The 22,388-nt window shown below is 59.4% G+C and carries 21 protein-coding genes; 14 read left to right on the plus strand and 7 right to left on the minus strand.

Translation table 11 applies throughout. The annotated features are described in order from the left end of the window. Nucleotides 1–452: 452 nt before the first annotated feature. On the minus strand, nucleotides 453–2,855 hold the full coding sequence (locus tag CI41S_RS12675; RefSeq protein WP_139859361.1) for a site-specific integrase: 2,403 nt from the start codon (nucleotides 2,853–2,855) through the stop codon (nucleotides 453–455). A gap of 1,015 nt (nucleotides 2,856–3,870) precedes the next feature. On the opposite strand from CI41S_RS12675, the gene CI41S_RS43400 reads away from it, so the two are divergent. Further along, nucleotides 3,871–4,620 carry a hypothetical protein gene (locus tag CI41S_RS43400; RefSeq protein ID WP_172628013.1) on the plus strand — a complete coding sequence of 250 codons (750 nt, stop codon included), beginning with the start codon at nucleotides 3,871–3,873 and terminating at the stop codon, nucleotides 4,618–4,620. 621 nt (nucleotides 4,621–5,241) lie between these two features. On the opposite strand, the gene CI41S_RS12690 is transcribed toward CI41S_RS43400, so the two are convergent. Continuing rightward, nucleotides 5,242–5,871: a secretin N-terminal domain-containing protein gene (locus CI41S_RS12690; RefSeq protein WP_430650019.1), complete on the minus strand. Its 630-nt coding sequence runs from the start codon at nucleotides 5,869–5,871 to the stop codon at nucleotides 5,242–5,244. 240 nt (nucleotides 5,872–6,111) lie between these two features. Here CI41S_RS12690 and CI41S_RS43405 point away from each other — a divergent pair, with 240 nt between their 5' ends. The 11 genes from CI41S_RS43405 to CI41S_RS12745 all read left to right on the plus strand — a co-directional run bounded on the left by CI41S_RS43405 (nucleotide 6,112) and on the right by CI41S_RS12745 (nucleotide 14,539). Beyond that, a complete protein-coding gene (locus CI41S_RS43405) occupies nucleotides 6,112–6,630 on the plus strand; it encodes a nodulation protein NolB (RefSeq protein ID WP_244626494.1) in 519 nt (172 codons plus the stop codon). Continuing rightward, nucleotides 6,631–7,506, plus strand: a complete 876-nt coding sequence (gene sctJ, locus CI41S_RS12700) for a type III secretion system inner membrane ring lipoprotein SctJ (protein ID WP_172628015.1) — start codon at nucleotides 6,631–6,633, stop codon at nucleotides 7,504–7,506. A 23-nt stretch (nucleotides 7,507–7,529) separates the two neighbouring features. Continuing rightward, a complete protein-coding gene (locus CI41S_RS12705; protein ID WP_139859363.1) occupies nucleotides 7,530–8,150 on the plus strand; it encodes a nodulation protein NolU in 621 nt (206 codons plus the stop codon). Then, nucleotides 8,147–8,770, plus strand: a complete 624-nt coding sequence (sctL, locus tag CI41S_RS12710; RefSeq protein WP_139859366.1) for a type III secretion system stator protein SctL — start codon at nucleotides 8,147–8,149, stop codon at nucleotides 8,768–8,770. The genes CI41S_RS12705 and sctL overlap by 4 nt, the downstream gene beginning before the upstream one ends. Then, the gene (sctN, locus tag CI41S_RS12715; protein ID WP_139859368.1) at nucleotides 8,767–10,122 is read left to right on the plus strand and encodes a type III secretion system ATPase SctN; all 1,356 of its coding nucleotides are present in this window, start codon (nucleotides 8,767–8,769) and stop codon (nucleotides 10,120–10,122) included. Before sctL ends, sctN begins: the two co-directional genes overlap by 4 nt. Further along, on the plus strand, nucleotides 10,098–10,634 hold the full coding sequence (locus tag CI41S_RS12720) for an HlyD family secretion protein (protein ID WP_139859370.1): 537 nt from the start codon (nucleotides 10,098–10,100) through the stop codon (nucleotides 10,632–10,634). The genes sctN and CI41S_RS12720 overlap by 25 nt, the downstream gene beginning before the upstream one ends. A 113-nt stretch (nucleotides 10,635–10,747) precedes the next feature. Continuing rightward, nucleotides 10,748–11,737, plus strand: a complete 990-nt coding sequence (sctQ, locus tag CI41S_RS12725) for a type III secretion system cytoplasmic ring protein SctQ (protein ID WP_139859891.1) — start codon at nucleotides 10,748–10,750, stop codon at nucleotides 11,735–11,737. Next, the gene (gene sctR / locus CI41S_RS12730) at nucleotides 11,730–12,395 is read left to right on the plus strand and encodes a type III secretion system export apparatus subunit SctR (protein ID WP_028343882.1); all 666 of its coding nucleotides are present in this window, start codon (nucleotides 11,730–11,732) and stop codon (nucleotides 12,393–12,395) included. The genes sctQ and sctR overlap by 8 nt, the downstream gene beginning before the upstream one ends. Before the next feature lie 2 nt (nucleotides 12,396–12,397). After that, entirely contained in the window at nucleotides 12,398–12,673 is a 276-nt protein-coding gene (locus tag CI41S_RS12735) for an EscS/YscS/HrcS family type III secretion system export apparatus protein (protein ID WP_016844749.1), read from the plus strand. Nucleotides 12,674–12,683: 10 nt separating this feature from the next. Then, nucleotides 12,684–13,505 carry a type III secretion system export apparatus subunit SctT gene (gene sctT / locus CI41S_RS12740; protein ID WP_139859372.1) on the plus strand — a complete coding sequence of 274 codons (822 nt, stop codon included), beginning with the start codon at nucleotides 12,684–12,686 and terminating at the stop codon, nucleotides 13,503–13,505. Further along, nucleotides 13,502–14,539 carry an EscU/YscU/HrcU family type III secretion system export apparatus switch protein gene (locus tag CI41S_RS12745; RefSeq protein ID WP_139481136.1) on the plus strand — a complete coding sequence of 346 codons (1,038 nt, stop codon included), beginning with the start codon at nucleotides 13,502–13,504 and terminating at the stop codon, nucleotides 14,537–14,539. The genes sctT and CI41S_RS12745 overlap by 4 nt, the downstream gene beginning before the upstream one ends. A 136-nt stretch (nucleotides 14,540–14,675) precedes the next feature. On the opposite strand, the gene CI41S_RS12750 is transcribed toward CI41S_RS12745, so the two are convergent. The 4 genes from CI41S_RS12750 to CI41S_RS12765 are packed head-to-tail and all read right to left on the minus strand — an operon-like array spanning nucleotide 14,676 to nucleotide 17,844. Beyond that, nucleotides 14,676–15,314: a CpaD family pilus assembly lipoprotein gene (locus CI41S_RS12750; protein ID WP_139481135.1), complete on the minus strand. Its 639-nt coding sequence runs from the start codon at nucleotides 15,312–15,314 to the stop codon at nucleotides 14,676–14,678. 10 nt (nucleotides 15,315–15,324) lie between these two features. Beyond that, the gene (locus CI41S_RS12755; protein ID WP_139859374.1) at nucleotides 15,325–16,779 is read right to left on the minus strand and encodes a type II and III secretion system protein family protein; all 1,455 of its coding nucleotides are present in this window, start codon (nucleotides 16,777–16,779) and stop codon (nucleotides 15,325–15,327) included. Between the two features lie 28 nt (nucleotides 16,780–16,807). Beyond that, nucleotides 16,808–17,497, minus strand: coding sequence for a response regulator (locus tag CI41S_RS12760; RefSeq protein ID WP_139481133.1), 690 nt, complete (start codon nucleotides 17,495–17,497; stop codon nucleotides 16,808–16,810). A gap of 41 nt (nucleotides 17,498–17,538) precedes the next feature. Further along, entirely contained in the window at nucleotides 17,539–17,844 is a 306-nt protein-coding gene (locus CI41S_RS12765) for a hypothetical protein (protein ID WP_139481132.1), read from the minus strand. 1,104 nt (nucleotides 17,845–18,948) lie between these two features. Between CI41S_RS12765 and CI41S_RS43410 the strand changes: the two genes are divergently transcribed. Continuing rightward, a complete protein-coding gene (locus CI41S_RS43410) occupies nucleotides 18,949–19,305 on the plus strand; it encodes a hypothetical protein (RefSeq protein ID WP_172628016.1) in 357 nt (118 codons plus the stop codon). A 647-nt stretch (nucleotides 19,306–19,952) separates the two neighbouring features. Here the strand turns inward: CI41S_RS43410 and CI41S_RS44275 are convergent. Continuing rightward, nucleotides 19,953–20,522 carry a hypothetical protein gene (locus CI41S_RS44275; RefSeq protein WP_244626495.1) on the minus strand — a complete coding sequence of 190 codons (570 nt, stop codon included), beginning with the start codon at nucleotides 20,520–20,522 and terminating at the stop codon, nucleotides 19,953–19,955. A gap of 686 nt (nucleotides 20,523–21,208) precedes the next feature. On the opposite strand from CI41S_RS44275, the gene CI41S_RS12775 reads away from it, so the two are divergent. Beyond that, nucleotides 21,209–21,649 (plus strand): VirK family protein, encoded by a 441-nt coding sequence (locus CI41S_RS12775; protein ID WP_139481131.1) that lies wholly within the window; start codon nucleotides 21,209–21,211, stop codon nucleotides 21,647–21,649. The last annotated feature ends 739 nt before the right edge of the window (nucleotides 21,650–22,388 follow it).

Genomic DNA, 22,388 nt, shown 5'->3' on the forward strand with positions numbered 1-22,388 from the left:
GGGCTTTCCGGTTCTGGCGCGGCGTGCAGCCAGCGTATGCGAATCATCTTCCCAACCCAAGTCGGGCGATGGATGCGCTAAATCCAGGTACGGCGAATAGGGATGGCCTGCGTCCAAATATGGCGAATAGGCATCACCCTGCGGACCGGCATGTTGTGGCGGAGCACTAGGGCGCTGGCGGAGTTCATGTCTAGGACCGTCCGGGCGTTCCCTATTCGCTGGCACGTCAGACCCCAATCCCGTGCGGCTTGCTCGGAGCCAGAAGCATCCGCAGAAGAGCCTCCACGCCCGGCGAGATCATCCCGGAATGGTGGCGAAATCATCTCGGAATGCGCAGGCCGCAGCGCGTCGGCACACGCGCGCGAGATCGTCGGAATTCGCAGTTTCGCTGCCATGGGATGTTGGGCGCATCGAAACGAAGAACTCGGGGACTCCCAGCCCAAGCGCGTTCTTCAGTCACTTTGAGGGTGATAGATGAGATAAACGACGTGGCCGGACCCCAAGATCGCGTTACTTTGCCTGCTCCTCAACTCGGCCGTGTAGAGCACACCGTTTATGGTGAACTGTATGCGTCGGTTCTGCGGGGTCGGAAGTAGGTTCCATGTGTTTAGTATGTACATCATGCCGCTGTGCGAGACCTCTCGGCCCTGGCCTTGATTGTCCCAGCGGCTGTGGTTCCAATCGTCGCCGAGAAAAGGTCCGATATCCGGTAACTCCGCTCGGCGGCGATAGGCCCCTGATGATCCGGGAGACGACGAGCCGGCGCCCCGCACCGGCTGAGCATGGTCACGCAACTCGAACCGTGTGATTGGATTGAGATCAACCAATGATTCAACACTGCCATAAATATCTGAGGGAGCGCTGGCTGACGACGATGACGCAGGCTCGTGGAGCGGCTGACGGGATCTCCGGAATTCACTCATCTGGCTGGCGCGCGGATGATGGACGAGTTGAACGTCCCTGCGTCCTCCCGGTCCCAATGTGGCCGAGTAAAGCTGACTCTCGATGGTGAACTGTGTTGGGCCGAACTGATTCGGCAAGAGACCGACGTTACCGAGTATGTCTATCAGGGCGTCCGAGGCAGGTTGGGAACGGTGGCTCCAGTTGTCGACCATATGTCCGATTTCCGGTAGCTCTTGAGGGGGCAATGATGGCCCGATGAACGACGGGGGTTTTGCGACACCACGCGCCGGCGCAGAGTGCGCATAGTCACGCAACTCAGACACTGTGGGCGCATTCGGATGAGGCACTGGCTCAAGGCCGCCGTAGATATTTGACGCCGCAGCCCTAGTAGACGACCATGGCTCGGGTTGTAGTACCTGTTCGCTAAGCCAGTTCCGATTGGCGGGCCGCGAGCCAGGATACGGCGTGGGCGACGTCGGAGTGGGTTCTTGCATCTGCTCTCTGAACCAATCCCAAGCTCCCGTGCTCGGGGTAGCCGTCGTTGCCGGAAGCTCCTGATACGAGCTGGGCTGCAGGCCACGATGTGGTGTGGACGATGGAGTGGGTTCTTGCATCGCTTCCCTAAACCAATCCCACGCTCCCGCGCTCGGGGTGGCTGGCGTTGCCGGAAGCTCCTGATATGAGCTGGGCCGCAGGCCACGGTGTGGTGCGGACGATGACGGAGCTGGTTCTTGCATCACTTCCCTAAACCAATCCCACGCTCCCTCGCTCGGGGTAGCGGGCGTTGCCGGAAGCACATGAAGCGAACTCGGCTGCGGAGCGCCTTGCCCGGCGAGCGAGCCCGCTTGTCCCGTTGGACCCAAACCCAGCGCTCGGTTCGCCTCGACAGCCTGTTGATATTGCCAGAGCCTTGGCAACGCCGTCCTGAGAAGATTCCGCAAGCGAACGTCATCGCCCGCAAACTCGTCGGCCTCGGCACGTAAAGCCTCTAGATTCTCAATCCGACCGGTGATTGACGGCTTCTGTGTCGCCTGAAGCCAGGCGCTGAACTGGCGAAGTGCCCACAGGTTCACGCCGATGTTCGGGGCCACCTCGTTGAAGCCGAGAAAAAGCGCCTCGTCATCCGCGCTGGCGGAAACTTCCTGAGGCGGGAACGGCTGCGGCGCGTTGGCGCGTTGTCGGTAGTTCTGAAGAAGATTCCACGCGCGTGGAAACTCTCTAAGATAGGAGCCCTTCCCAGAGTTAATATAGCGGTCTCGCTTCTCGGGATCAGCCTGAGTAATACTCACCCCGCGCTTGTTGAGCCACCTACCGAAGCTGTTAAGAGCCCTACGGTACTCCTGCATGGTTACCGGCGCAAAGCCACGCTTAACGCCTTCGTCACACGCAGCGTTGATGAGCGCCTCGTCTTCGGGGAAGAGAGCCTCGACCCGCCGGCCGCCCCGCGGCAATGTCATCACCGACGGTCCGACTGCGGTGACGGGATCCTCAACTGGCCGGCCGCCTCGCGTCAACGTTGTCACAGGCGCTCCGACTGCGAATTGCTCGAGCCTTGTCAACGCTGCCTCGATACGAGCGCCCAAGCGAACATCATTGGCCGCATACTCGATCCCCGCGGCACGCAATGCTTGAAGATTCTCTAGTTGGCTGCTGATTGGTGGCTTCTGCTTCGCCTGAAGCCAGGCGCTGAAGTTGCGCAGTATCTCTTGATCCCTTCGGATCGTGCGATCGCTTGGTCCGCTTTTCTTGGCTTCCTCGCGGATAGTGCCATCGCTGGCTCGGCTTTTCTTTGATGCCTCGCGGAATCTAGAAAAAAGCTCCTCGTCCGGGCCATCGTTCTCGCGGCTTCGCTTGGACGGCACTTCAGCCGAACGGCCGAAGGGGGTATGGGGTATGTCCACGCTTTGGCGCGTGCTGCTGAATGAGTGGCTCTCAATGGACGGCACCTGCATCGAGCCGCCGGCATCAGTGCGCCGAATCGCTTCACCTCCGTCTGCGGTTTGTCCATCAGGCGAACCCGCTTCTGCGGAGCTGCTCTCATAAAACGCAGTGTGTTGCAGCTCGCTCAGCTGCTGCTCAAACCTCGCTTGCTGGCTCGTATTGCCCGGCTCTTGCTCCTGCTGCTCCAGCGGGGCGCCTGAAACTCACCAGAGCTGAATGGGTTGATGTTGTTCCGGTCCACTCTAATCGTCCTTGAGAATGTCGATTGTGCGCAAATCCGCCACTCGGACGTGTGCACGCAGCAAAGCTCGTTGTCCACTCGAAAACAGCAACAAACAAGAAATTGGCGCAGCTGCAAGCCGCGATGCTCCGATTAATCGAGCCCGTCCGACCACACGGAGAACCGCGCGCTGCCACGTCCATTCCATTTGCGCCCGCTAGGCGGCCTCGCCCTCGAGGATCCGGTTCTCATATTAGGATGGTTAGCTTTCTAGAAGCTGACGAGTTCTCAGGATGATTCAACTGTGTGGTTCTGCTTCTTCGTCTGTACTGAAGAGCGGTGACAGCGAAAGGCATAACGGTTTACCCGCGACAAGCCAATCCTACTCGACGATGGCCAATGCGCGATGATCTCGCCTGACGACATATCTATGACGGGAGCTCGCTGCATCGATCAAGCTCGGTCACCAATGGGCGCATCAGGTAAGTGTCACGTCCTTGGACGTATCAACTGAAAATGCGCAGCAGCTCTCGCGGAGGTCAATGCCTTCTCCATTGGCTCATTGCGAATCCTTTTGACGCCCGTCAGCTTCTCGAAAGCTAACTCTCTTAGCATGAGAGAGCGGATGTCTAGAGGGCGATGCCGCCTATCCATCTTAATGGAGATGCACGTCGGGCACCAGATGCTCTGCCGGCAGCTCGGAGGCTGCACTCCACACGAGCCTTCGAAACGGTTCTCTGGAGGTCGCAATGCAAATGGCCTTCGTCGAACTATGGCTCGAGCCAAACTGTCAAAGGAGGAACAGGATGGATTTCAACTCAATCAGCACAACGAACACAAGCCCGCAGCCCGATTCACCATCACCGCCCGCGGGCCCAGCGGGCTTTGAGCGCCAGCTGCGCGAGGTCGAAGACAGTGCTCTGCCACCTGCTGCGGGATCTCCCGTGCAGCAGGGCAAAGCCTACTCGCCATATCCGGACGCCCGGCATCCCTATTCGCAATATTTGGAGTCGGGGTATCCCTATTCATCACTGTTGGATTGGCACGATGATCTATATGCGCCGGCTGCGCGCTCCCCCGGGCCATTGGTGGCCGCCAGAGAAAGCTCCCCGCAGCCCGGCTCGCAGCAGCCAATTGCTCAAGCCATCGCGGAACTCCCAGAGTTTGATCCTGATCTGATTTGGCAGAATGTGGAAGCCGGACCATCGCAGGCTGGACCATCGCAAGCTGGACCGTCTCAGGCCGGACCTTCGCAAGCCGGGCCGTCCTCGTCCGCCGGGGCTGCGCTGCCGGAGCTCACAAATTTCATTCCCGAGAACGAGCGTCTCATAGCCGACCGCTGGGTCTTCCTTCCCCATACGGCCTCGGATGCCCAGATCAACATACTAAGGAGGGCCGGCCGCTTGCCTAGCAATACCTCCCGGACCACAACTTTCACCATGCTGGGTATGCCCCACACAGCCGAATTTCGACAAGAGGGGTTCGTTCGTATCAAACCGTCGATGGACGCGGGCGTTTGGCCTGGACAATCGCGCGGCGACGCGCCCACCGGGTAAGCATTCCATAGCCCAGCCCGCGGAGCGGACATACTCGCGCCGCCAGCAGACCTTCGCGACGTCGCCGACGGCAGGAGCACTTGGCGACGTCCTTTCTGGCCGGCGTCGACGATCTTGGCCATCTTGGCCTCCCGCCAAGATGAGTGTAGTCAATCATGAGTTATGCGTCCTTTCAGAGAATTGGTCAGGTATTGGCGGCTCATCGGAATACCAGGAGTCCGCACGACCTAGCGTGCGCGCCACTGAGCCGCTGCTCAAAGCCGGTCGCGTCCGTAGACGGTTCTGGTGAGTCGGGCTCTCGGCTCATATTCGCTGGACCGATTGCATTGAAATCCATCCTGTCACTCCTTTCCCATAATGAGCGGATCGAACAATACGAAGACTCATGCCCTGCGGCTCCGACGCAGTTGGTTCGGAGGCTCGCGTTGACCTTTAAGCCTCGAGCTCGCTCGCGCCTAGGGTGGCTGGTTGCCCACGTCCGTTGCGTTCGGTAGCAGGCGCCGCTGTCCAGACATCCGCACGCTCATGCTGGGCGCATTAGCTTTCGAAAAGCTGACATCGGACGGATTGAGCGAATGCAGATCGGATCGACCTTGGCTGAAGGTTTCTCGCATCGGTTGGTCACCTCTGGCCCGTGCCAGCTTCGCGCACGGTGCCGTCCGGATGCCCCGCGTCGGGCGAATAATGCCCTTCCGGGCGTCCGTCCCGAATAACCACGCTCGAGGAGCCGCGAAACAACATCAAAACCGAATCCCGCGGCGGCCTTTCGGCGGTGGCGGGATTTCGCCGCGCCTGCGCCTCCGCCACAAGGCCCTTCAGCGTCTGGTCCACCAGCGCGATGAAGCGTGGCGGGCCCGAAGCCAGGACGAGGCCATCTCCCGGGGCCGGTTTCACGATATAGCGCTCATCGGAGATGTTGAGTGCATCGAGCGCGGTCTTGAACGCATCGAAGCTGATTGGGCTCAACACCACCAGTCGGCTTTGCGCCTCGTGGGCCGCGGATATGTAAAGCACGAGGCCGTCATAATACCATTGAAGATTGTACAGGTTGGTCAAACGCTCGAGGAACTCGCGCGGTGGTAGGTCCGGCATTCGTCCGCGAATCCGGCCCTTCACTTCAGTGCTGACATTGACTCTGATGTTGAGATTGTTGCCAAACTCCTGCAGCGCGGCAGCAAGGTCCTGATCCAGAACCGTATAGCTGTAAGGGGTCGATGGCAGCGAGAGGGGCGCGCCGAGCGCCCTGACCATTCCAAGGTAGATGAAACCTCCTGCGTAAAGAATTCTCTTCAATACCATCGTGGATCGGACAAACATTCCTGAAGGCCTTCCGCCTGAGAATTAAACCTGGATTTTCGGTCCAGCCTGGAGGCCAAACGTGATCTTTAAATGACGCAAGGCGGCGCTTCCTCGTCAGGTTTTCGTCAGCTCACCGCTCTACGATCTTGATCCGTTCAGTGTCGACAACGCCTGGTTTCATCAACGAGCGCAATGACTCCTTATATGATGTTAGGCGCAACGCCGATCTCACCCAATTTAGCCGACTGTCTTGCAAATGCCTGCTCGGCGGCAGCTCCCAGCGAGCAGGCGCACTTTGAGCAGTCTCTTGCGCAGGCGGCCTCCAATCCGGGGGGCACCTCATCGGTCGTAGATAGAGCCGCAGTCGTTCCGCCGGTATCGGAAGTGCAGCGCGCGAACACGCTGGCGAATCCGCCGGGCGATCGCATCCTTCAAGTGCTTTCTACCATGTACCACAGCCATGTCGGTGCTCCGGCGGTCGGTAGTGTGTCGTCTGCGCCGAGCGTCATCCAGCCTGGACCCGCCGCGCAGCCGTTGTTGCAGCCGCTCGACATCGGCGCGCATGCGACGGTTAAACCGGTAGCGGTAGATTTCGATTCGATGATGGTGAATCTGCGGAATGTCTACCGGGACGTCGTTCAGGTGTCCCTTGTTTCTAAGAGCACCAGCGCCGTGAGTTCGTCTCTGAACAAGCTGCTATCGGCGGGCTGAATGAAGCTGATGCCGGGTGTGATGTGCAGTGCGGGCAGCGGCAGCCGTCAATCGTGGCGACGGCTTCGCGTTTGCCTTGCTCTACCCCTTCTTGTTCCGTTGATCGGCTGCAAAGCTGATCTTTACAGTAAGATTCAGGAGCGTGAAGCCAACGAGATGCTTGCGCTTCTCCTTGGCAAGGGTGTCGATGCCGTTCGTGTTGTCGCCAAGGATGGGACCAGCACGATCCAGGTCGAGGAAAGGCAACTCGCCTATTCGATTGACTTGCTGAATGTTGAGGGGTTGCCGCGCCAATCTTTCAAGAATCTTGGCGAGGTGTTCAAGGGATCGGGCCTCGTTGCCTCTCCGATTGAGGAGCGGGCCCGTTACGTTTACGCCCTCAGCGAAGAATTATCGCGCACCATTAGCGATATCGATGGCGTCCTTTCCGCCCGGGTCCACGTGGTCCTTCCTAAAAACGATCTGTTGCGGCAAGATGCGACCCCGTCCTCAGCGTCGGTTTTCATCCGACATGGCTCCAACGCAAAGCTCTCGGCGCTGTTGCCTCAGATCAAGATGCTCGTAGCCAACAGCATCGAAGGGCTGTCCTACGACAAGGTGGCCGTGGTCTTCGTGCCGGTTGAGCGAACTCCGCTTGAGCAGCCAGCGTCGCCGGCAGCGGCTTCAGTTCAATCCGCAAAATCTGCTTCAACGCCGTGGCTTGCGCTTGGGGTTGGAGGCGCCGGCGCCGTATTCGTCATTGCGTCTTATCTGTTGTTCGGTGCGCGTCTTCGTCAGTTCGGGCAATCATTGCGCAACCTGATCATGTTCAGCAGGCGTTCGAATGTGCCCGCCGTTCAGGCTGCTGGTAAGAAGATCACGCCTGATGCGACATAGCCAGGACGCTCGTGTCGGTATCAATGTCTCCCACTGAACCCAATCGTTCGTTCACGCTGGCTTCCGATCGATTGCGCGAGCTTACTGCCTCGATCCATCCGAGCCGTTTTGCTGCCTGTCTTGATCCGCTGCTGTCGCATGCCACGTTGCTTCGACTACAGCAGAGTTTTAGGCTGCAGCCAAGACTGGCCGCACTGTTGGTCGGCCACGAAGTCGATGTGAGCGGAGCTGGCTGGAACGAGGATCCTTTGCTCGGGCATGATCCGCGGCGGGCTGCCCTCCTCGCCGGCAGTATCTGGCATGCACGCTCCGTCCTGACGCTGGTTTCAAAGCACGATCTGTCAATTTTGGTCAAAATGATCGGCGCTGAAGCGCATGCTTTCGCCATCCGGCATTTATCCAGTGCGGTCGCAACATCGACCATTGCCGATCCGGAACACCTGTTGCGACAGATTGAACATGATGGACATGCCTGTCTTGGCGCCTGGCTCGACGAGGCTCCAGCGCTCGACCGTATCCGCGTGCTTCTACGCCTGCCCGTTGGGACCGCTGCGGAGAATCCGGCGGCTGAGCACCGTTGTGCCGCAGGCCCGCTGCTCTCCTTGGTTATCGCCCATTTGCGGGCGGAGGCTGTCACGGTATGACAGTCGACGTCCCAGCATTGCCCGTGACCCCGCAGATCTGCCCGCTTGGACCCCTGATCCCGGCAGCCGAGCTCAAGATTTGGTATGACGCCGTAGACGCGCGGGCCGCTGCCGAACGGCACCTGCAGCGTGTTCGCAGCTGGGGACGCAAAGCTTATGAGCGGGAACGGGGGCGCGGCCATGCCGAAGGCGTCAAGGCGGGCGCAGAGGAAATGACGCGGCTGATTGCGCAGGCTGCGTGTGAACTCGCGCAGCGAAAGGCCGTTCTGGAGCAGCAATTGCCCGAACTGGTCATTGAGATCGTGCGCGATTTACTTGGCGCCTTTGATCCGGGCGAGATGCTGGTGCGCAGTGTTCGTCACGCGATCGAGCAAAAATACAAGAACACGGAAGTGTGCCTTCACGTATCGCCCTTAAAGGCCGATCTGCTTGCCAGAGAATTCGCAGCCTACAACGGACAGGATGGCCGGCCCAAGGTCAGGATCGAGCCGGATCCGGCGCTCGCGGCGAACCAATGCGTTTTGTGGAGCGAGTTTGGCAATGTCGACCTCGGACTTGCCGCGCAGCTCCGCGCGCTTCATTTGGGGTTTGGCTTGCCTCCGCAGGAAGGTGAGCCATGACCACGCAACGACCGACGCATAATGCTGCGTCTGAAGAAGGGGCCGTCCACGCCGCACTCTCATCCTTGAGATATTCCGCTAAGCATATCGACACGCGTGCCGTCCGCGGTCGGATCACGCGGGCGATCGGTACACTGCTCCATGCTGTCCTGCCGGAGGCCCGGGTTGGGGAACTATGCCTCTTGCAGGATCCCCGCAGCGGATGGTCGCTCGAGGCCGAGGTGATCGGTCTGTTGCCGGACGGGGTATTACTCACGCCGATCGGTGATGTGGTCGGCTTGTCCAACCGTGCGGAAGTCGTCACGACCGGCCGAATGCAGGAAGTGCCGGTCGGCCCCGATTTGCTCGGCCGCGTGATCGACAGTTTCGGTCGTCCGCTCGATGGTAAGGGCCCAATAAAGGCTGGCGAAGTGCGCCCGCTGCGCGGCAAGGCGCCCAACCCCATGAAACGGCGCGGTATCGAACAGCCTTTTCCGCTCGGCGTTCGTGTCCTGGATGGGCTCCTGACATGTGGAGAAGGCCAGCGGATCGGAATCTATGGAGACGCCGGGTGCGGCAAGTCGACACTGATGTCGCAGATCGTCAAGGGTGCAGCCGCCGACGTCACGATTGTCGCGTTGATCGGTGAACGCGGCCGAGAGGTGCGTGAATTCATTGAGCGCCATCTTGGCGAAGCGCTCCGCCGCTCGGTCGTCGTTGTTGAGACCTCCGACCGTTCGGCCATGGAGCGGGCGCAGTGCGCCCATATGGCGACGGCGCTGGCCGAATATTTTCGTGATCAGGGGCTGCGCGTCGTTCTGATGATGGATTCCTTGACGCGCTTTAGCCGCGCGATGCGCGAAATCGGTCTTGCCGCAGGAGAGCCTCCGACTCGGCGCGGATTTCCACCCTCCGTCTTTGCGCTGCTGCCGGGCCTGTTGGAGCGGGCCGGCATGGGTGAGCATGGCTCCATCACGGCCTTCTATACCGTGCTTGTCGAAGGTGACGGCACAGGCGACCCAATCGCCGAAGAATCACGCGGCATTCTCGACGGGCATATCATTCTCTCGCGTGCGCTAGCCTCGCGAGAACATTTTCCGGCAATCGATGTGCTGTCGAGCCGAAGCCGCGTCATGGATGCCATCGTGTCTGTTCAGCATCGCAAGGCCGCTTCCTTCTTCCGTGATCTGCTCTCGCGCTACGCCGAGGCCGAGTTCTTGATCAAGGTCGGCGAATACAAGCAAGGCTCCGATCCCCTGACCGACCGGGCGATCGCCTCGATCGAGGAATTGCGAACGTTCCTGTGCCAGGGACAGGACGAGGCATGCAATTTTGAGGAGACGGTGGCATGGATGTCGCGTCTTACCGCTTGAACGGTGTTCATGCGTCGAAATTGCGGCTGGTGAAGGACATGAGGGAGCGGAGTGCCCTTCATGAACTGTCCAACATGGAAGCCAAGCGCCGCATCGCAGGTGAGGCCGTCGCACAGGCTTGCGAGCAGCTTGCAAATGCCGAAAGACACCGTGCAAGGGTCGAAGCCGAGCTCTATCGGCAGATGTTATCGGACGATGCGATATCCGTCAGCGAACTCGAGCGCCGCCATCATCTCATCATCGGGCGGCTCACAGAGGACATCGCGGCGGCCCAGCGAATTCTTGACGAGGCGCGCACCGCTCAAGATCAGGCCGAGACAGCAGTCCGTGAGGCGCGGACGCTTTGGGCCAAACGTTCGGCGGCGTGCCACAAATGGCAAGAGATCGAGCGTGACGTTGAGCGCAGCACCAATGCTCATGTTGAAGCCGCGGCGGAAATCGAAGCCGATGATGAGGTGTTGCTTCGCTACCGCAGAGGTGCGCCCAACCAAAGGGGAGGCGAGCCGAGCTGATGGCCGATACTCCTACCTTAGCGCCAGCGTGCCGTGAGGGGCAGGCGCCGCCTGCGACCCAGAGGCCGGATGGATCGGTGCCATTCAGACCGCAACTGACCCTCTCGCATGCTGTGGTCTCTTGGCTCAATGAGATCGCAGTCTTTCGCGGACCTCTGCAAAGCCGTCTCGGCGATAAGCCGCTATCGCTGCGTATAAATCGGCTTGTCTGGCAGGTCGAGCCGACTGAGACATCGATGCTCGATTGCGTCTTTGACGCCGGCGGCGAAATGCTCGTCCTGTCCTTGCCCGTCCCGCTTGCTGAAGCGCTGGTTGCGACCGTACAGAACGGCCTGAGCTTACCTTCCGAGCCGACGCGTTCGCTGGTCCTTGAACTTGCGCTAGAGCCGTTGCTCGCTCCACTGGAGCGACTGATGCAGCGGCATTTGCAGCTTCTCCGCACCGATGAAGCGGCGACATCAGGTCCATACCTGGAATTCGACGTCGCCTATGGTCAGCTCACGAGCAAGGCTCGCCTGCTTTTATTCTCGTCTCTTGACGCTCTGGTTCCACCAGCGTTCAGCGTCCTGGGCGAACTGCTTGGCCGATTGCCGCGACAGACGCCCAAGCTTCGTTCTGAACTGCCTGTCATTGTCGCAGGCCAAGTTGGCTCGCTCCGCATCACGATCGGCCTTGTTCGTCAGGCACAGCGAGGCGATGCGCTGTTGCCGGACGCTATTCCGCTTGCTCGAGGCCAGGTCATCCTCACTGCGGGCGCATTGTGGGCTCCTGCCGAGATCGCCGGCGAAAGGCTCGTCCTGCGGGGGCCATTCCGCTCGCAATCCCACCCCTTGAAAAGTAGACACATGACGACACAACAGCTCCCCTCCGAGGCCGATATCGACAGTCTCGAGATCACGCTCGTATTCGAATGTGGCCGCTGGCCGATGTCGATTGGAACCTTGCGGAGCATCAACGAAGGCCATGTGTTCGAACTCGGCCGTTCGCTTGACGGCCCCGTCGATATTCTTGCCAACGGACAGCGTATCGGCCGCGGCGATATCGTGCGGATCGGCGAGGAACTTGCCGTCAGGTTACGCGGCAGGTTGGCGGTCAATGACTGAGATTCAACCCAGCATCCTGGCGCTTCTTGCGATCACGGTCGGACTCGGCCTGCTCGCCTTCGCAGTCGTTACAACGACCGCTTTCATAAAGGTCTCCGTTGTGCTTTTCCTGGTACGCAACGCGCTCGGAACCCAATCAATACCGCCCAACATTGTCCTGTATGGGGCGGCACTGATCCTGACGGTCTTCATCAGCGCGCCAGTGTTCGAGCAGACCTACAACCGCTTGACGGATCCGCAACTCCGCTACCAAACGTTCGATGACTGGGTGACGGCCGCCAAGGAGGGGCAGGAGCCGCTGCGCGCCCATCTGAAGAAGTTCACCAATGAAGAGCAGCGTCGGTTTTTCCTGTCATCAACCGAACATGTCTGGTCGGAGGAGATGCGCGGCAGTGCCACGGCTGATGATTTTGTGATTCTTGTGCCGTCGTTCCTGATCTCGGAGCTCAAGCGCGGCTTCGAAATCGGCTTTCTTCTCTATCTTCCCTTTATCACCATCGACCTGATCGTCACGACGATTTTGATGGCCATGGGGATGTCGATGGTATCGCCGACAGTAATATCTGTTCCCTTCAAGCTCTTTCTGTTTGTCACCATCGACGGCTGGTCACGTCTCATGCACGGGCTGGTACTAAGCTACACGACGCCCGGAGGTTGACAATGAACGAAGCCAGCATCCTCATGCACCTGAGCCAATCGCTCGTGCTTTTCATGATCTGGGTTCTGCCGCCGCTCCTCGCAGCTTTGATTTCGGGATTGATCATTGGCCTCATCCAGGCGGCAACCCAGCTCCAGGATCAAACCTTGCCCCTGACGGTGAAGCTTCTGGTCGTCGTCGCCGTGCTCGCCGGCTTCTCTCCTGTGCTCAGTGCACCGCTCATCGAACAGGCCGAGCGCATTTTCAGCGAGTTTCCTGCACTCACCGCAAGATACTAGCGGGATCTGGATGGCTGGCCTGTCACCCACCGATGCGCATGCTCTCGTCCAGGGCGGCATCGAACTTGTCGCGGCAACCGGCCTAAGCGCGGCTCGCGCCTTAGGCATCATGCTTGTGCTTCCCGTTTTTACGCGGCCGCGTATCAGCGGCCTGATTCGCGGCAGCCTGACGATAGCGATCGGACTACCGTGCCTCGCGCAGATCAAGCTGGGCCTGGAGACGCTCGACCCGAACACGCGCCTGCTCAATGTCACCATGCTCGGTTTGAAGGAGGTCTTCGTCGGCCTTCTGCTCGGCATCCTGCTCAGCATTCCGCTATGGAGCATCCAGGCAGTCGGCGACATCATCGATACCCAGAGAGGAATCTCGAGCCAGGTCGCGGCGGAAGATCCTGCAACGCACAGCCAGGCGTCGGGAACCGGGCTTTTTCTCGGTGTCACTGCGGTCACGATCTTCGTTCTGGTCGGCGGCCTTCAGACCATGGTGAGCAGCCTTTATGGCAGCTATCTGATCTGGCCCGTGTATCAGTTCCTGCCTGCGGTCACGGCACAAGGGGCAATGGAATGCCTCACCCTTCTCGATCATATCATGCTGACGACGCTATTGGTCGCCGGGCCCGTGCTGGCCCTGCTGTTGCTGATCGACGTGTCGGTCATGATGCTCGGCCGCTTTGCATCGCAGCTCAAGCTGAACGATCTTTCGCCTACGATCAAGAATGTCGCCTTCGGCGTCATCATGGTCAGCTACACCGTCTATCTCCTCGAATATGCGGGAGCTGAAATCCTGACGTCGAACAACGTGCTCGAGCATTTCAAGAAGCTCTTGAAATGAGCGGCACGAGCGAGGAGAAAAAGCTTCCTCCGACACCGAAGAAGCTGCGCGATGCACGCAAGAAGGGGCAGAGCGCGCGCAGTTCGGATTTGGTGAGCGGGGTCAGCGCCTGCGCCGGTTTTTCCTGTCTGTGGTGGAGAGCGGGAGCGATCGAAGACAAGTGGCATGAAACAGTCCGGCTGATCGACAAACTGCAGGAGCAGCCTTTTACGAGCGCTGTTCCGCAGGCGCTCAGCGGCTTACTGGAACTTTCGATCGCAACGGTCGGGCCTTTACTCGCGGCTGCCGTGGCAGCTGCCCTTCTGGCTAATGTTCTGGCCAATGGTGGCTTCATGTTTGCTTTGGAGCCACTCAAACCGAAACTTGAGAAACTGGATCCCTTCAAAGGCTTGGCGCGGATCGCATCGAAACGATCGGCCATCGAGCTTGGCAAGACGCTGGTTAAGGTGGTGCTCCTCGGGACGTGCTTTTTCCTCACAGTGACCGCAAGCTGGAAAGCGCTGGTGTACTTGCCGGTCTGCGGCATGGGCTGTCTCGGAACAGTCTTCACCGAGGTCAAGCTGCTGGCCGGGATTGCGGCCGGGGCGTTTCTCGTCGGCGGATTGACTGATCTTCTGATCCAGCGCTGGTTGTTCCTGCAGGAGATGCGCATGACCGAAACCGAGGCCAAGCGCGAGAACAAGGAACAGCAAGGCAATCCGCAGGTGAAACGCGAACACCGGCGTCTGCGCCAGGAATCCGCGAACGAGGCTCCGCTTGGCGTTCATCGCGCCAACCTGATCCTAAGGGGGGCCACAACCTTGGTTGGGCTGCGCTATGTTCGCGGCGAAACCGGCGTGCCGGTCCTGGTCTGCCGTGGCGAGGGCGAAACTGCTTCCACATTGCTTGGCGAGGCGCGCGCGCTGGGCCTCAAGATCGTGGATGAGGACGTCCTGGCGCGACAGCTGCTCGGCAAAGCAAGGCTCGGCAACCCGGTTCCTTCGCAATATTTCGAGGCGGTCGCAAAAGCACTTTACGCTGGCGGGCTGGTCTAGAGTGCTTTCGAGCGAAGCGGGTACCGGTTCGCGTGAAGAAAACGCGTCAGACCGAAAATCTAGAGAACCGTTCCCAATCCATCGGATCGGAAAAAACGCTAGATCATCTTGACGGTGGCGCTAGGTGGCGGCCCCCTCATCGAGGAGGGGCTTCCAGTGTCGCCCTGTTGCTCGCTCCATCTTCCCCTTTGTCCTTGTTGGGCGGGGCGAAGGTGCCGTAGCTGGCAACAGGAATGGCGGCGCGATCGCCACTACCTGTCATGACAGATCGATTGTCCAGCAAGTCGAGTGGATCGTTGACCATGACTGCCAGGTTGTTTCTGGTCGAGCAGCCGAGCGTCGGATCGAATGAATTGTCGTTTACTGCAGGCCCGACGATGGAAAGCGACGGACAGACAGGAGGATGGGCTTCAAAGGTGATCGCCTCGATCCGTACCCCGAAACGGGCGGGCAGATCGAGCGGGGAGGCGGCCAGGCGGATGTTATAGGGGGCAATGCCCATGGCACGCGCCTCGTGGGCCACTTGTGCAATAAGCCGGGGTGAGCCGCTGACATCGACATGGAGTGCATCCCGCCGGCCGCCACTGGCACTCGCAATGAAACTCCGCAGCCGATGCCTTTCAGAGCCACGAAGGCTCTGCAGGAACAAGACGTTGCTTTTCTGCTCCACCTGGATCGCTTGCTCAGCTGGCTCGGAACGGACCGAAGCGCTATTTGCGCATCCACCTAGTGTTGCCGCCATAACGATCAAATGGCACAGACGTCGCAAGGTCATTTGACGATCCTCATTCGATGATAAAGCCGGCGCTGCCGGTCAATCCTGGTGCGCTGGTGCGGGGCGCATCGCGGTCTTTTGGCGGCCGCGCCAGCGTGTTCGTCAAAATGCGGCCCGTGTCCGACGGCGGTGCGATGCGATCGCTCGGCGCACTAATCCGGCTCGGGTTCGATCCGGGCCGCACGATGTAGGGCGTGACAATAATGACAAGTTCGGTTTCGCGCTTTTGAAACGATGAGGAGCGAAACAGCGCGCCGAGGATCGGCACGTCGCCGAGCCAGGGAAATTCGCCGATGTCGTTGTTGAAGTTGCGCCTGATCAGTCCGCCGATTGCAAAGCTCTGACCGCTGGCGAGCTCGACCACGGTGCTGGCCCGCCGCGTCGAGAGGGCGGGGACTTCCATGCCATTGATCTTGATCTGGCCTTCGCTCGACAGTTCGCTGACTTCGGGCTTCACACGGACATTGATCTGATTATTGTTGAGAACCGTCGGAACGAATTCGAGGCTCACGCCGAACTGGCGGAATTGGACCGAAACCTGGCGATTATCCTGCATCACAGGAATGGGGAATTCGCCGCCGGCCAGGAAGCTTGCGGACTCGCCGGACATCGCCGTCAGATTCGGCTCAGCCAGGATCGAGGCGAGGTGTTCGCTGGCGAGCGCATCGAGAACAGCGCTGAGGTTGGTATTGCCGGCGCTAAACCCGATGCCGATCGTGCCGCCGCCGCCGGCCGCCCCGGACCCGCCATCTTTACCGCTGATCAGAAAAGCGCCGTTCGGGCTAGATGCGGTGAAATGGATATTGAGATCCTTGACGGCGCTGCGGGAGACTTCCGCGACCCGTACGCTGAGGTTCACCTGCAACGAGCCGGCGACCTGGATCTTGTTGACGACCAGCGCCCCCGCCCCAAGAAACTGCTCGGTGACCTTCTTGGCGGTCTCGACGACCTCGGCATTGGGCGCCGTACCGCTTAGGATAGCGCCGCGTGGGGTATAGCTGACCTGGATCGGATAGTCGCCGACCTCGGCTCGAAGCGTTGCTCGCAGGTCCTCGATCGGCTGTGTAACGACCACGCGCAGCTCGGCGAGAGCCTCGCCGTTTTCGTTCAGGGCAAAGAGGCTGGTCCGTCCGGATTTCTTACCAAACACGAAGATCGTCGTGTTCGACGGCGCCTGATAATCCGCAATCGTCGGGTCGGCAACAAAGATGCTCGCCGCCGCAGCGGTCAGATGAACTGTCTTGCCCTGTGAAGAAGTCAGGTTCAGCGTGCCGGAGGTGCCGCCGGGCGCCGCGCGTGGCGGTTCTCCTTTGCCATCCCGCTTGATCTCGGCTGCCGCAGCAGCTGGAAACAGCAGAGCAAGTCCGCACAGGACGTAGCAGAGGCGAGATAACACGGCAGTGCGCGACGCCCTGGCGACCGTCGACGGCTCATCAGCGCCGGCAGCATTGTAGATGACCTTCAAGGGATTGTTGCTTTCAAGTTCGATTTGGTCAGGCAGCCGAGGCTGCGCCAATGAGTTCAAGGGTGTAACCGACGCCGCGCGCGGTCTTGATCCTGAGCGTTGCACCCGACTGGCTCAAATGCGTGCGCAAGCGATAGATCCCGACTTCCAGCGCATTGGTCGAGACCTCATCGTCGAACGCATAAAGGCTATCCTCCAGCGATGCGCGCGGCACGGTGCGTCCGGCACGGCTGAGCAAATGCTCAAGAATGCACACTTCGCGGCGAGCGATCTTCAGTATCCGACCGCCGACCGCGACTTGCCTTGCAATGGGGTCGAAATGCAGATTGCCGAATGTCACGAGCGGCGCCGTCATTTGCGTCGACCGCCGCAGAATGGCCCGCATGCGTGCGATGAGTTCGTCTGTCGACACGGGTTTCGGGAGGAAATCGTCCGCGCCCGCATTGAAAATCGCAATCCGCCGGCCGAGATCATTGAGACTGCTCATCATAATGGCCGGCATCGAGCGTCCCTCGCGCCGCAGCTGCTTCAGCCAATCCAAGCCGTCTCCATCGGGCAGCACCAATTCGAGCAAAAGAATGTGGTAGTTGGCGCAATCCAGCGCGGCCGCCGCCTCATCCAGCGTGCGTGTCACGTCAACGGCGAACCCGCAACAAAGGAGCGCTTCCTTCACAGCACGGGCAAAGTCCGCATGATGATCAACCAGGAGAATTCGCATGTCATCGCCTCTCGTCCATCCACGCCCAGACCTTAAGTGCGTCACGGTTGACCTAGAGGTTCGACGAAACTGACAGACGTTCGCTTTGGCGTGTGCGCCAAAGTGTGGCAGCGATGAAGCGGAGCGTGGTGGCGGGCGATCAATCCCGCTGACTTCCTTTTTATAAGATTGAAAAATGCGATGACCTGACGGCGACGGCATGCGTCGTCGGCGATGCCGAGCAGGCCCCTTGTGACGGGAAGAATCGCGAAATCATTCACGAGGCCGCAAGCAGTTGCAGCAGATCGGCGGATCTGCGCATCGATCGCAGCGATGTCTGCACGCACGGAGTAGCCGTCTTCGATCATAATAGCGCTAGAGCGCGCAATCGAAGCCCAAGCGCAGGAGCGAGCGGATGGATTTGTGGTTGACCAGCCTGGCGAAACCGACATTGTTGGAACTCCCCACCTTGCCCCAGTCTCGCGGTCAATCTTGCTATGCTGTCGAGCCTGTGGCGTCGCCAAGTCACGATAAGGCAAGGTTTTCCGCGTGAATGATAATTTCACGCTAAGCGTCTGGACGATGCCTCCAGAGCCGCGATGTGCGACGAACAGATCGATGCGCCTCCCGGCTATTGAGAAAATCGCTCCCTAGCCGGCGATAGACATGCAGTACGCCAACGATCCCGATGTTTTGCCGCGTCGGATGCTGCGCCCCATCGACAGTAGTGAATGAGAGGCAGATAGGGGCGCCGCTCATCGGGGCTACGACGCCTCTGATTGAGGTCATTGCGCCAACTGCATCTCATCTTGGATGAGCGGCGGCGGAATGATCGAAGCGCGAATTTGTGGTTACGTGGTGCACTCACAGCGCGAGGTAAACATACCCCGCTTTCTGCCCAACTGCTAAATCCTGATCCGGCTGCAGCAGGGGTGGAACCGATTCCTTTGCGCTGAACGTGAGCGGTGTTGAGAACACGCCGTCGACAGGAGTGATCGATCCGCGTGGCGGAGCGAAGCGGCGCGGCGTTGAGTTTGAGAGACGTTCGCAATTCTTGCTACCTGTCAGGAAGTGTTCGCGCGAGCGCTGTTGTGTGTCGCGAGGTTGTCGGAAATCCTACAATCTGACGTTAGGTGAGATTCAAGTGTCTTTAACAGTTGGTTACACGTACCCTCAAACTTGTGCGCGTCTTGAAGCGACGGCGACGCAGTCTGGACACGGTCATAGGTTTGAGGATCGCGGTCGGTCTTACTTTCTCCAACGTCGTGAGCATTTCGTCTCTCCAAATCGTACGAGGCGCAGGCGGACCCGCAACGATGGCGTGAGGCAGTCGTTCTTGCTGCGCGTTAAAGGGGAAGCCATAGCGCGCGTAAGCGTGGGATTGCCGGATCGCCTCACACCCGGCGAGTGGCAGGCAGACTATGGCTGGCGGCAAGATGCGTTGATCTGACCCGTGGGGCTTAGCGTCATGGATGCAGACGCGCGATTGCCAAAGTCGAATTGACCGGCAAGGGATTGAACAGAGAATCGAACGTCACACCACATTCTTGAATGCTGCCTCCAAAGACCGCAACCCTTTATGGGGGCTTCATGCAGGATCGGAAAAATCAATTGTTTTGATGGAACGCATTCAAGCGGCAGATAGGTGTAGGGCGGCTGCGCCGCTTGCCGTGGTTGATGCAGGTGTTTACTGCGCTCAGTCATGCGATCGTGTTGGCGGTCTTCTGATCAAGCGCGCGTCTCGCATCACGCCGAAGGCGTTCTCCGGTTCACCACACGAGTTCGGTATCGAATATGTACGCGGCGATCGGATCGATGTCGGGCATTAGCCGAAGCTCTCCCGAATGAGTGACGTCAAACAACGACTTGGAATGGCTGGTCGAATGGGCGCCACGCGTCGGACCCCGCTCTCGGGATGTTGGCGTCGATTGAGTCATTTGAAGGCCGCTTGATGCGCATGCTGCGGTGGCTGTTGTTCGCGATGTTTGCGCGTATCCTCGAGCTCGCCCTAGGCTTGCTGCCGCGGTGTTTGCACATGGATGCACGTTTTCGCGATAGAGCACGATCGGTAGCTTATCTATTCAGCGCCATCACGCCTGTACGGATTGTCTTCGCGGGCGGTCCGGTAGTCGTCGAGATTGCCGCCTAGAAACAGGCGTTCGGTCTCTCGGGTTGGGGCTCTGCCCAGGGAGCACATCAGATCCACATCTGCATCGATGTTGTCCTGATCCCCGACATTGATTCGAAGCCCAATACTGCTCAGGACGTCGTCTGGCGTCCAAGCCGAGGACTTCGGTACGGTGTAAGTGTGCAACGTGCTCGCATTGTTGGCGATCGCTCGTGCCCAGTGGTCGCGCGAAACGACGAGTTTTGACGGATCCTCAAACTAACGACACGAAAGGAGAATCTTGTTGTCGTGCCGCGCATATGCCATCCAGCCAGGCGCGCAAGGTCCATAGGATATCGTTCCAGAGGATCACCAACGGGAGGAATGATCTCCTGCCGTGTTACGAACATGCGATATTGCGCTCGTGTCGGCTTTCGTGCGCAGCTTGGAATCGCTGTCTTGGTTCTGAAAGCGCCGCAGTGTGACGTATGACGACCCCGCTACACCGTCGAAGATGCGGTCCCGATCGACTCTGGCATCGAAAGCAGCGGTCGCTGGCGACCAACGTGCTGATTGCTGGTCGGCAAGATCGATCTCGCTTCTGAGCGCATCAAGCGCACCTGTCAGCGTTGCGGCAAGCTTAGCGCGGGCGCTGACAAATGATGTGGCTGGATAGCGACCGGTTTCCGTGGCGACCTCGTCCGGCGCAGACGTGGCCGTCCCGGGATTTGCCGCAAGGCAGACTGAATCGGACGCGGGGTTAACCGAATCCAAGTCATTTAGCTGCTGCTCGAAGCTTGCTTGATCCTCGGACCGGTGTGCCGGCGCGTCGGTGTGTGCGTTCAGCTCGGCTGGCTGCCGGTCCACCCGGTGCGGCTGCTGCAAGACGTCGTGAGCCTCAAAGGGAGTATCTGCGGGATTCCGTGGATCAACATTCATTTCTCTTCCATCACCCCTGGAGTGCCGGCCGTTGGCATGGAGTGTTGCAGGTGCAGCTTTCGAGAAGCTGACGGACCAGGAAGGAAGCCAGTATCCGTTTGAGGGGCGCCGGATGAATTCAGTTCAGCGAGGCGAGCGGTCCGCCAGACGGAAGCTGCGCAAAGCGATATAACAAAAGTCGACGCTGCTTTGTGCCATCTGGCATTCCTGTTTCGACGAGGGAGAGATCCGGTGCCTTGACTGAGCTTGTTCGCCCGGCCATCCATTGCCGGCCTATCGTCTGGGTGGCAGAGAGTCCTTGCCAGGTCTCAACGTGGACAAGCTGGCAGATGCGGTTGGTCGACGTGTTCTTTCGGAAATCGTCCGCTTAGGCACATGTGAGAGCCGCATTCTCTCGTTCATATCGGCCTCCGTTGGATTAGCGCGGCCGGTTGCCGTTTGTAGTTCCAAGCGGCCGCCGCTCGATCAAATCGTTCCAGCGATGTTGCATGAGGCCAGGCCACTTTAGCGAACCTGACCTACGAGGTTGTGACGTCGGAATAGCCGTCACAACCACTTGCGCCTGGTTGCGACAGGTTGTTTTTGTCACAAGCGCGGGCGTGCTTGATGTCTGGAATCCGCCAAACGGCTTGCTAGGACGACGTCTGCAACATGCGATCTGTGGTACTTATCGAGGAGAAGAGCATATGAAGTTTACTGGCAGAGGGCTGGCGATCCTGTTGTCCTTGCTTTCGGCCGCAAGCATGAGCACGATGGCGAGAGCCGACGAGCCGTCGCCGAAATACACCGAGGTGCTCAATGCCCTGCAGACCGGAAAGAATGTGAAGCTCATCCTGGACATGAGCCGCTGTGCCACCGCGGAGGGTAGCAAGCCTGCGTCGGCGACGCAGGCTGGTCTGGTCATCAATGCCTTCAGGGTGACGCCCCAGAACGGCATCAGCTTCGCCAATGCGCACCAAACGGTGGACAGTTCCGGGCATGCCGTGACCGAATACATCCGCCATAGCCTTAGCCGCGAAGGCAAGCTCACGGTTCGGGCCTCGAAGCTTGTCGTCGGGACCACCGAACTCGTGAACCAGGGCGAATTCATCTGCGATCTGCCTGATGGCGCAAGGTTCATCTGGTAAACCAAGAGCACTGCCCAGGGACAGCACTTCGAAGCCGTTTCCTTAACGCGTGGATGCTTCACCGAACATGGCACGATAATCTAGATCGTGAAGACGGCCAGATTGTTTTTGACCGTCTTTTCGTCCGGCGCCCGAGTTGTACGAAGTTGCGCCAGTTCGCTCAACGCCGCCGTATGAGGGCTGACGATCCTCATCGGATCTTTGTGATCGGAAGATCGGCAGTTCCGGCTATGCTCGTACGATCAGGAGCCAAGGAGCCTCATTAAACCAAAAAACGGGTCGCCAAAGTACGTTCGCATCATTGTCCGAGACTCTTGTGAGACATTCCTTCCAATCCGATTAATCTGCCGGCCCGCGATGATTGGCGCTTGACCTCGGCCAAGCCATCGTCTTGTAGCGCGTTCGCATCTTGTATCCCGATGGTGCTCGGATCTGGTCGTCTGAAAGATAGATCCTGCTTGAGATCATGCTGTGACTGGCATGGTCAGGTTTGGCGGACAGCGCTGGAACGCAGTTCTAGGACGTCTGGAAGCAAAAGATCTTCGTGGCTTCGGGAGCCCCTTGGGAAGCTGTCCCAACGTGCCGACGAGCCCTTCGTTCAGCCAAATAGCGGCCGATGGAAGAGAAGAACGCCGCCTCCGGGTAGGCTTTCGGCCGTGTAGGGCTGACCGTGGATCAAGAAACGGGTCATTGGGACATCCTGGCTCGGCAGAGAGCTCTATGATGTTACTGAGGAGGA

Origin of the sequence: Bradyrhizobium ivorense, assembly GCF_900696085.1 — a bacterium.
Lineage (GTDB): Bacteria > Pseudomonadota > Alphaproteobacteria > Rhizobiales > Xanthobacteraceae > Bradyrhizobium > Bradyrhizobium ivorense.

What these genes read in the sequence shown, in the direction of transcription:
- CI41S_RS12675 (WP_139859361.1), bottom strand. Translation starts at nt 2,855, where the DNA reads ATGCAGGTGCCGTCCATTGAGAGCCACTCATTCAGCAGCACGCGCCAA.
- CI41S_RS43400 (WP_172628013.1), top strand. Translation starts at nt 3,871, where the DNA reads ATGGATTTCAACTCAATCAGCACAACGAACACAAGCCCGCAGCCCGAT.
- CI41S_RS12690 (WP_430650019.1), bottom strand. Translation starts at nt 5,871, where the DNA reads ATGGTCAGGGCGCTCGGCGCGCCCCTCTCGCTGCCATCGACCCCTTAC.
- CI41S_RS43405 (WP_244626494.1), top strand. Translation starts at nt 6,112, where the DNA reads ATGACTCCTTATATGATGTTAGGCGCAACGCCGATCTCACCCAATTTA.
- sctJ (WP_172628015.1), top strand. Translation starts at nt 6,631, where the DNA reads ATGAAGCTGATGCCGGGTGTGATGTGCAGTGCGGGCAGCGGCAGCCGT.
- CI41S_RS12705 (WP_139859363.1), top strand. Translation starts at nt 7,530, where the DNA reads ATGTCTCCCACTGAACCCAATCGTTCGTTCACGCTGGCTTCCGATCGA.
- sctL (WP_139859366.1), top strand. Translation starts at nt 8,147, where the DNA reads ATGACAGTCGACGTCCCAGCATTGCCCGTGACCCCGCAGATCTGCCCG.
- sctN (WP_139859368.1), top strand. Translation starts at nt 8,767, where the DNA reads ATGACCACGCAACGACCGACGCATAATGCTGCGTCTGAAGAAGGGGCC.
- CI41S_RS12720 (WP_139859370.1), top strand. Translation starts at nt 10,098, where the DNA reads ATGGATGTCGCGTCTTACCGCTTGAACGGTGTTCATGCGTCGAAATTG.
- sctR (WP_028343882.1), top strand. Translation starts at nt 11,730, where the DNA reads ATGACTGAGATTCAACCCAGCATCCTGGCGCTTCTTGCGATCACGGTC.
- CI41S_RS12735 (WP_016844749.1), top strand. Translation starts at nt 12,398, where the DNA reads ATGAACGAAGCCAGCATCCTCATGCACCTGAGCCAATCGCTCGTGCTT.
- sctT (WP_139859372.1), top strand. Translation starts at nt 12,684, where the DNA reads ATGGCTGGCCTGTCACCCACCGATGCGCATGCTCTCGTCCAGGGCGGC.
- CI41S_RS12745 (WP_139481136.1), top strand. Translation starts at nt 13,502, where the DNA reads ATGAGCGGCACGAGCGAGGAGAAAAAGCTTCCTCCGACACCGAAGAAG.
- CI41S_RS12750 (WP_139481135.1), bottom strand. Translation starts at nt 15,314, where the DNA reads ATGACCTTGCGACGTCTGTGCCATTTGATCGTTATGGCGGCAACACTA.
- CI41S_RS12760 (WP_139481133.1), bottom strand. Translation starts at nt 17,497, where the DNA reads ATGCGAATTCTCCTGGTTGATCATCATGCGGACTTTGCCCGTGCTGTG.
- CI41S_RS12765 (WP_139481132.1), bottom strand. Translation starts at nt 17,844, where the DNA reads ATGATCGAAGACGGCTACTCCGTGCGTGCAGACATCGCTGCGATCGAT.
- CI41S_RS43410 (WP_172628016.1), top strand. Translation starts at nt 18,949, where the DNA reads ATGCAGACGCGCGATTGCCAAAGTCGAATTGACCGGCAAGGGATTGAA.
- CI41S_RS44275 (WP_244626495.1), bottom strand. Translation starts at nt 20,522, where the DNA reads ATGAATGTTGATCCACGGAATCCCGCAGATACTCCCTTTGAGGCTCAC.
- CI41S_RS12775 (WP_139481131.1), top strand. Translation starts at nt 21,209, where the DNA reads ATGAAGTTTACTGGCAGAGGGCTGGCGATCCTGTTGTCCTTGCTTTCG.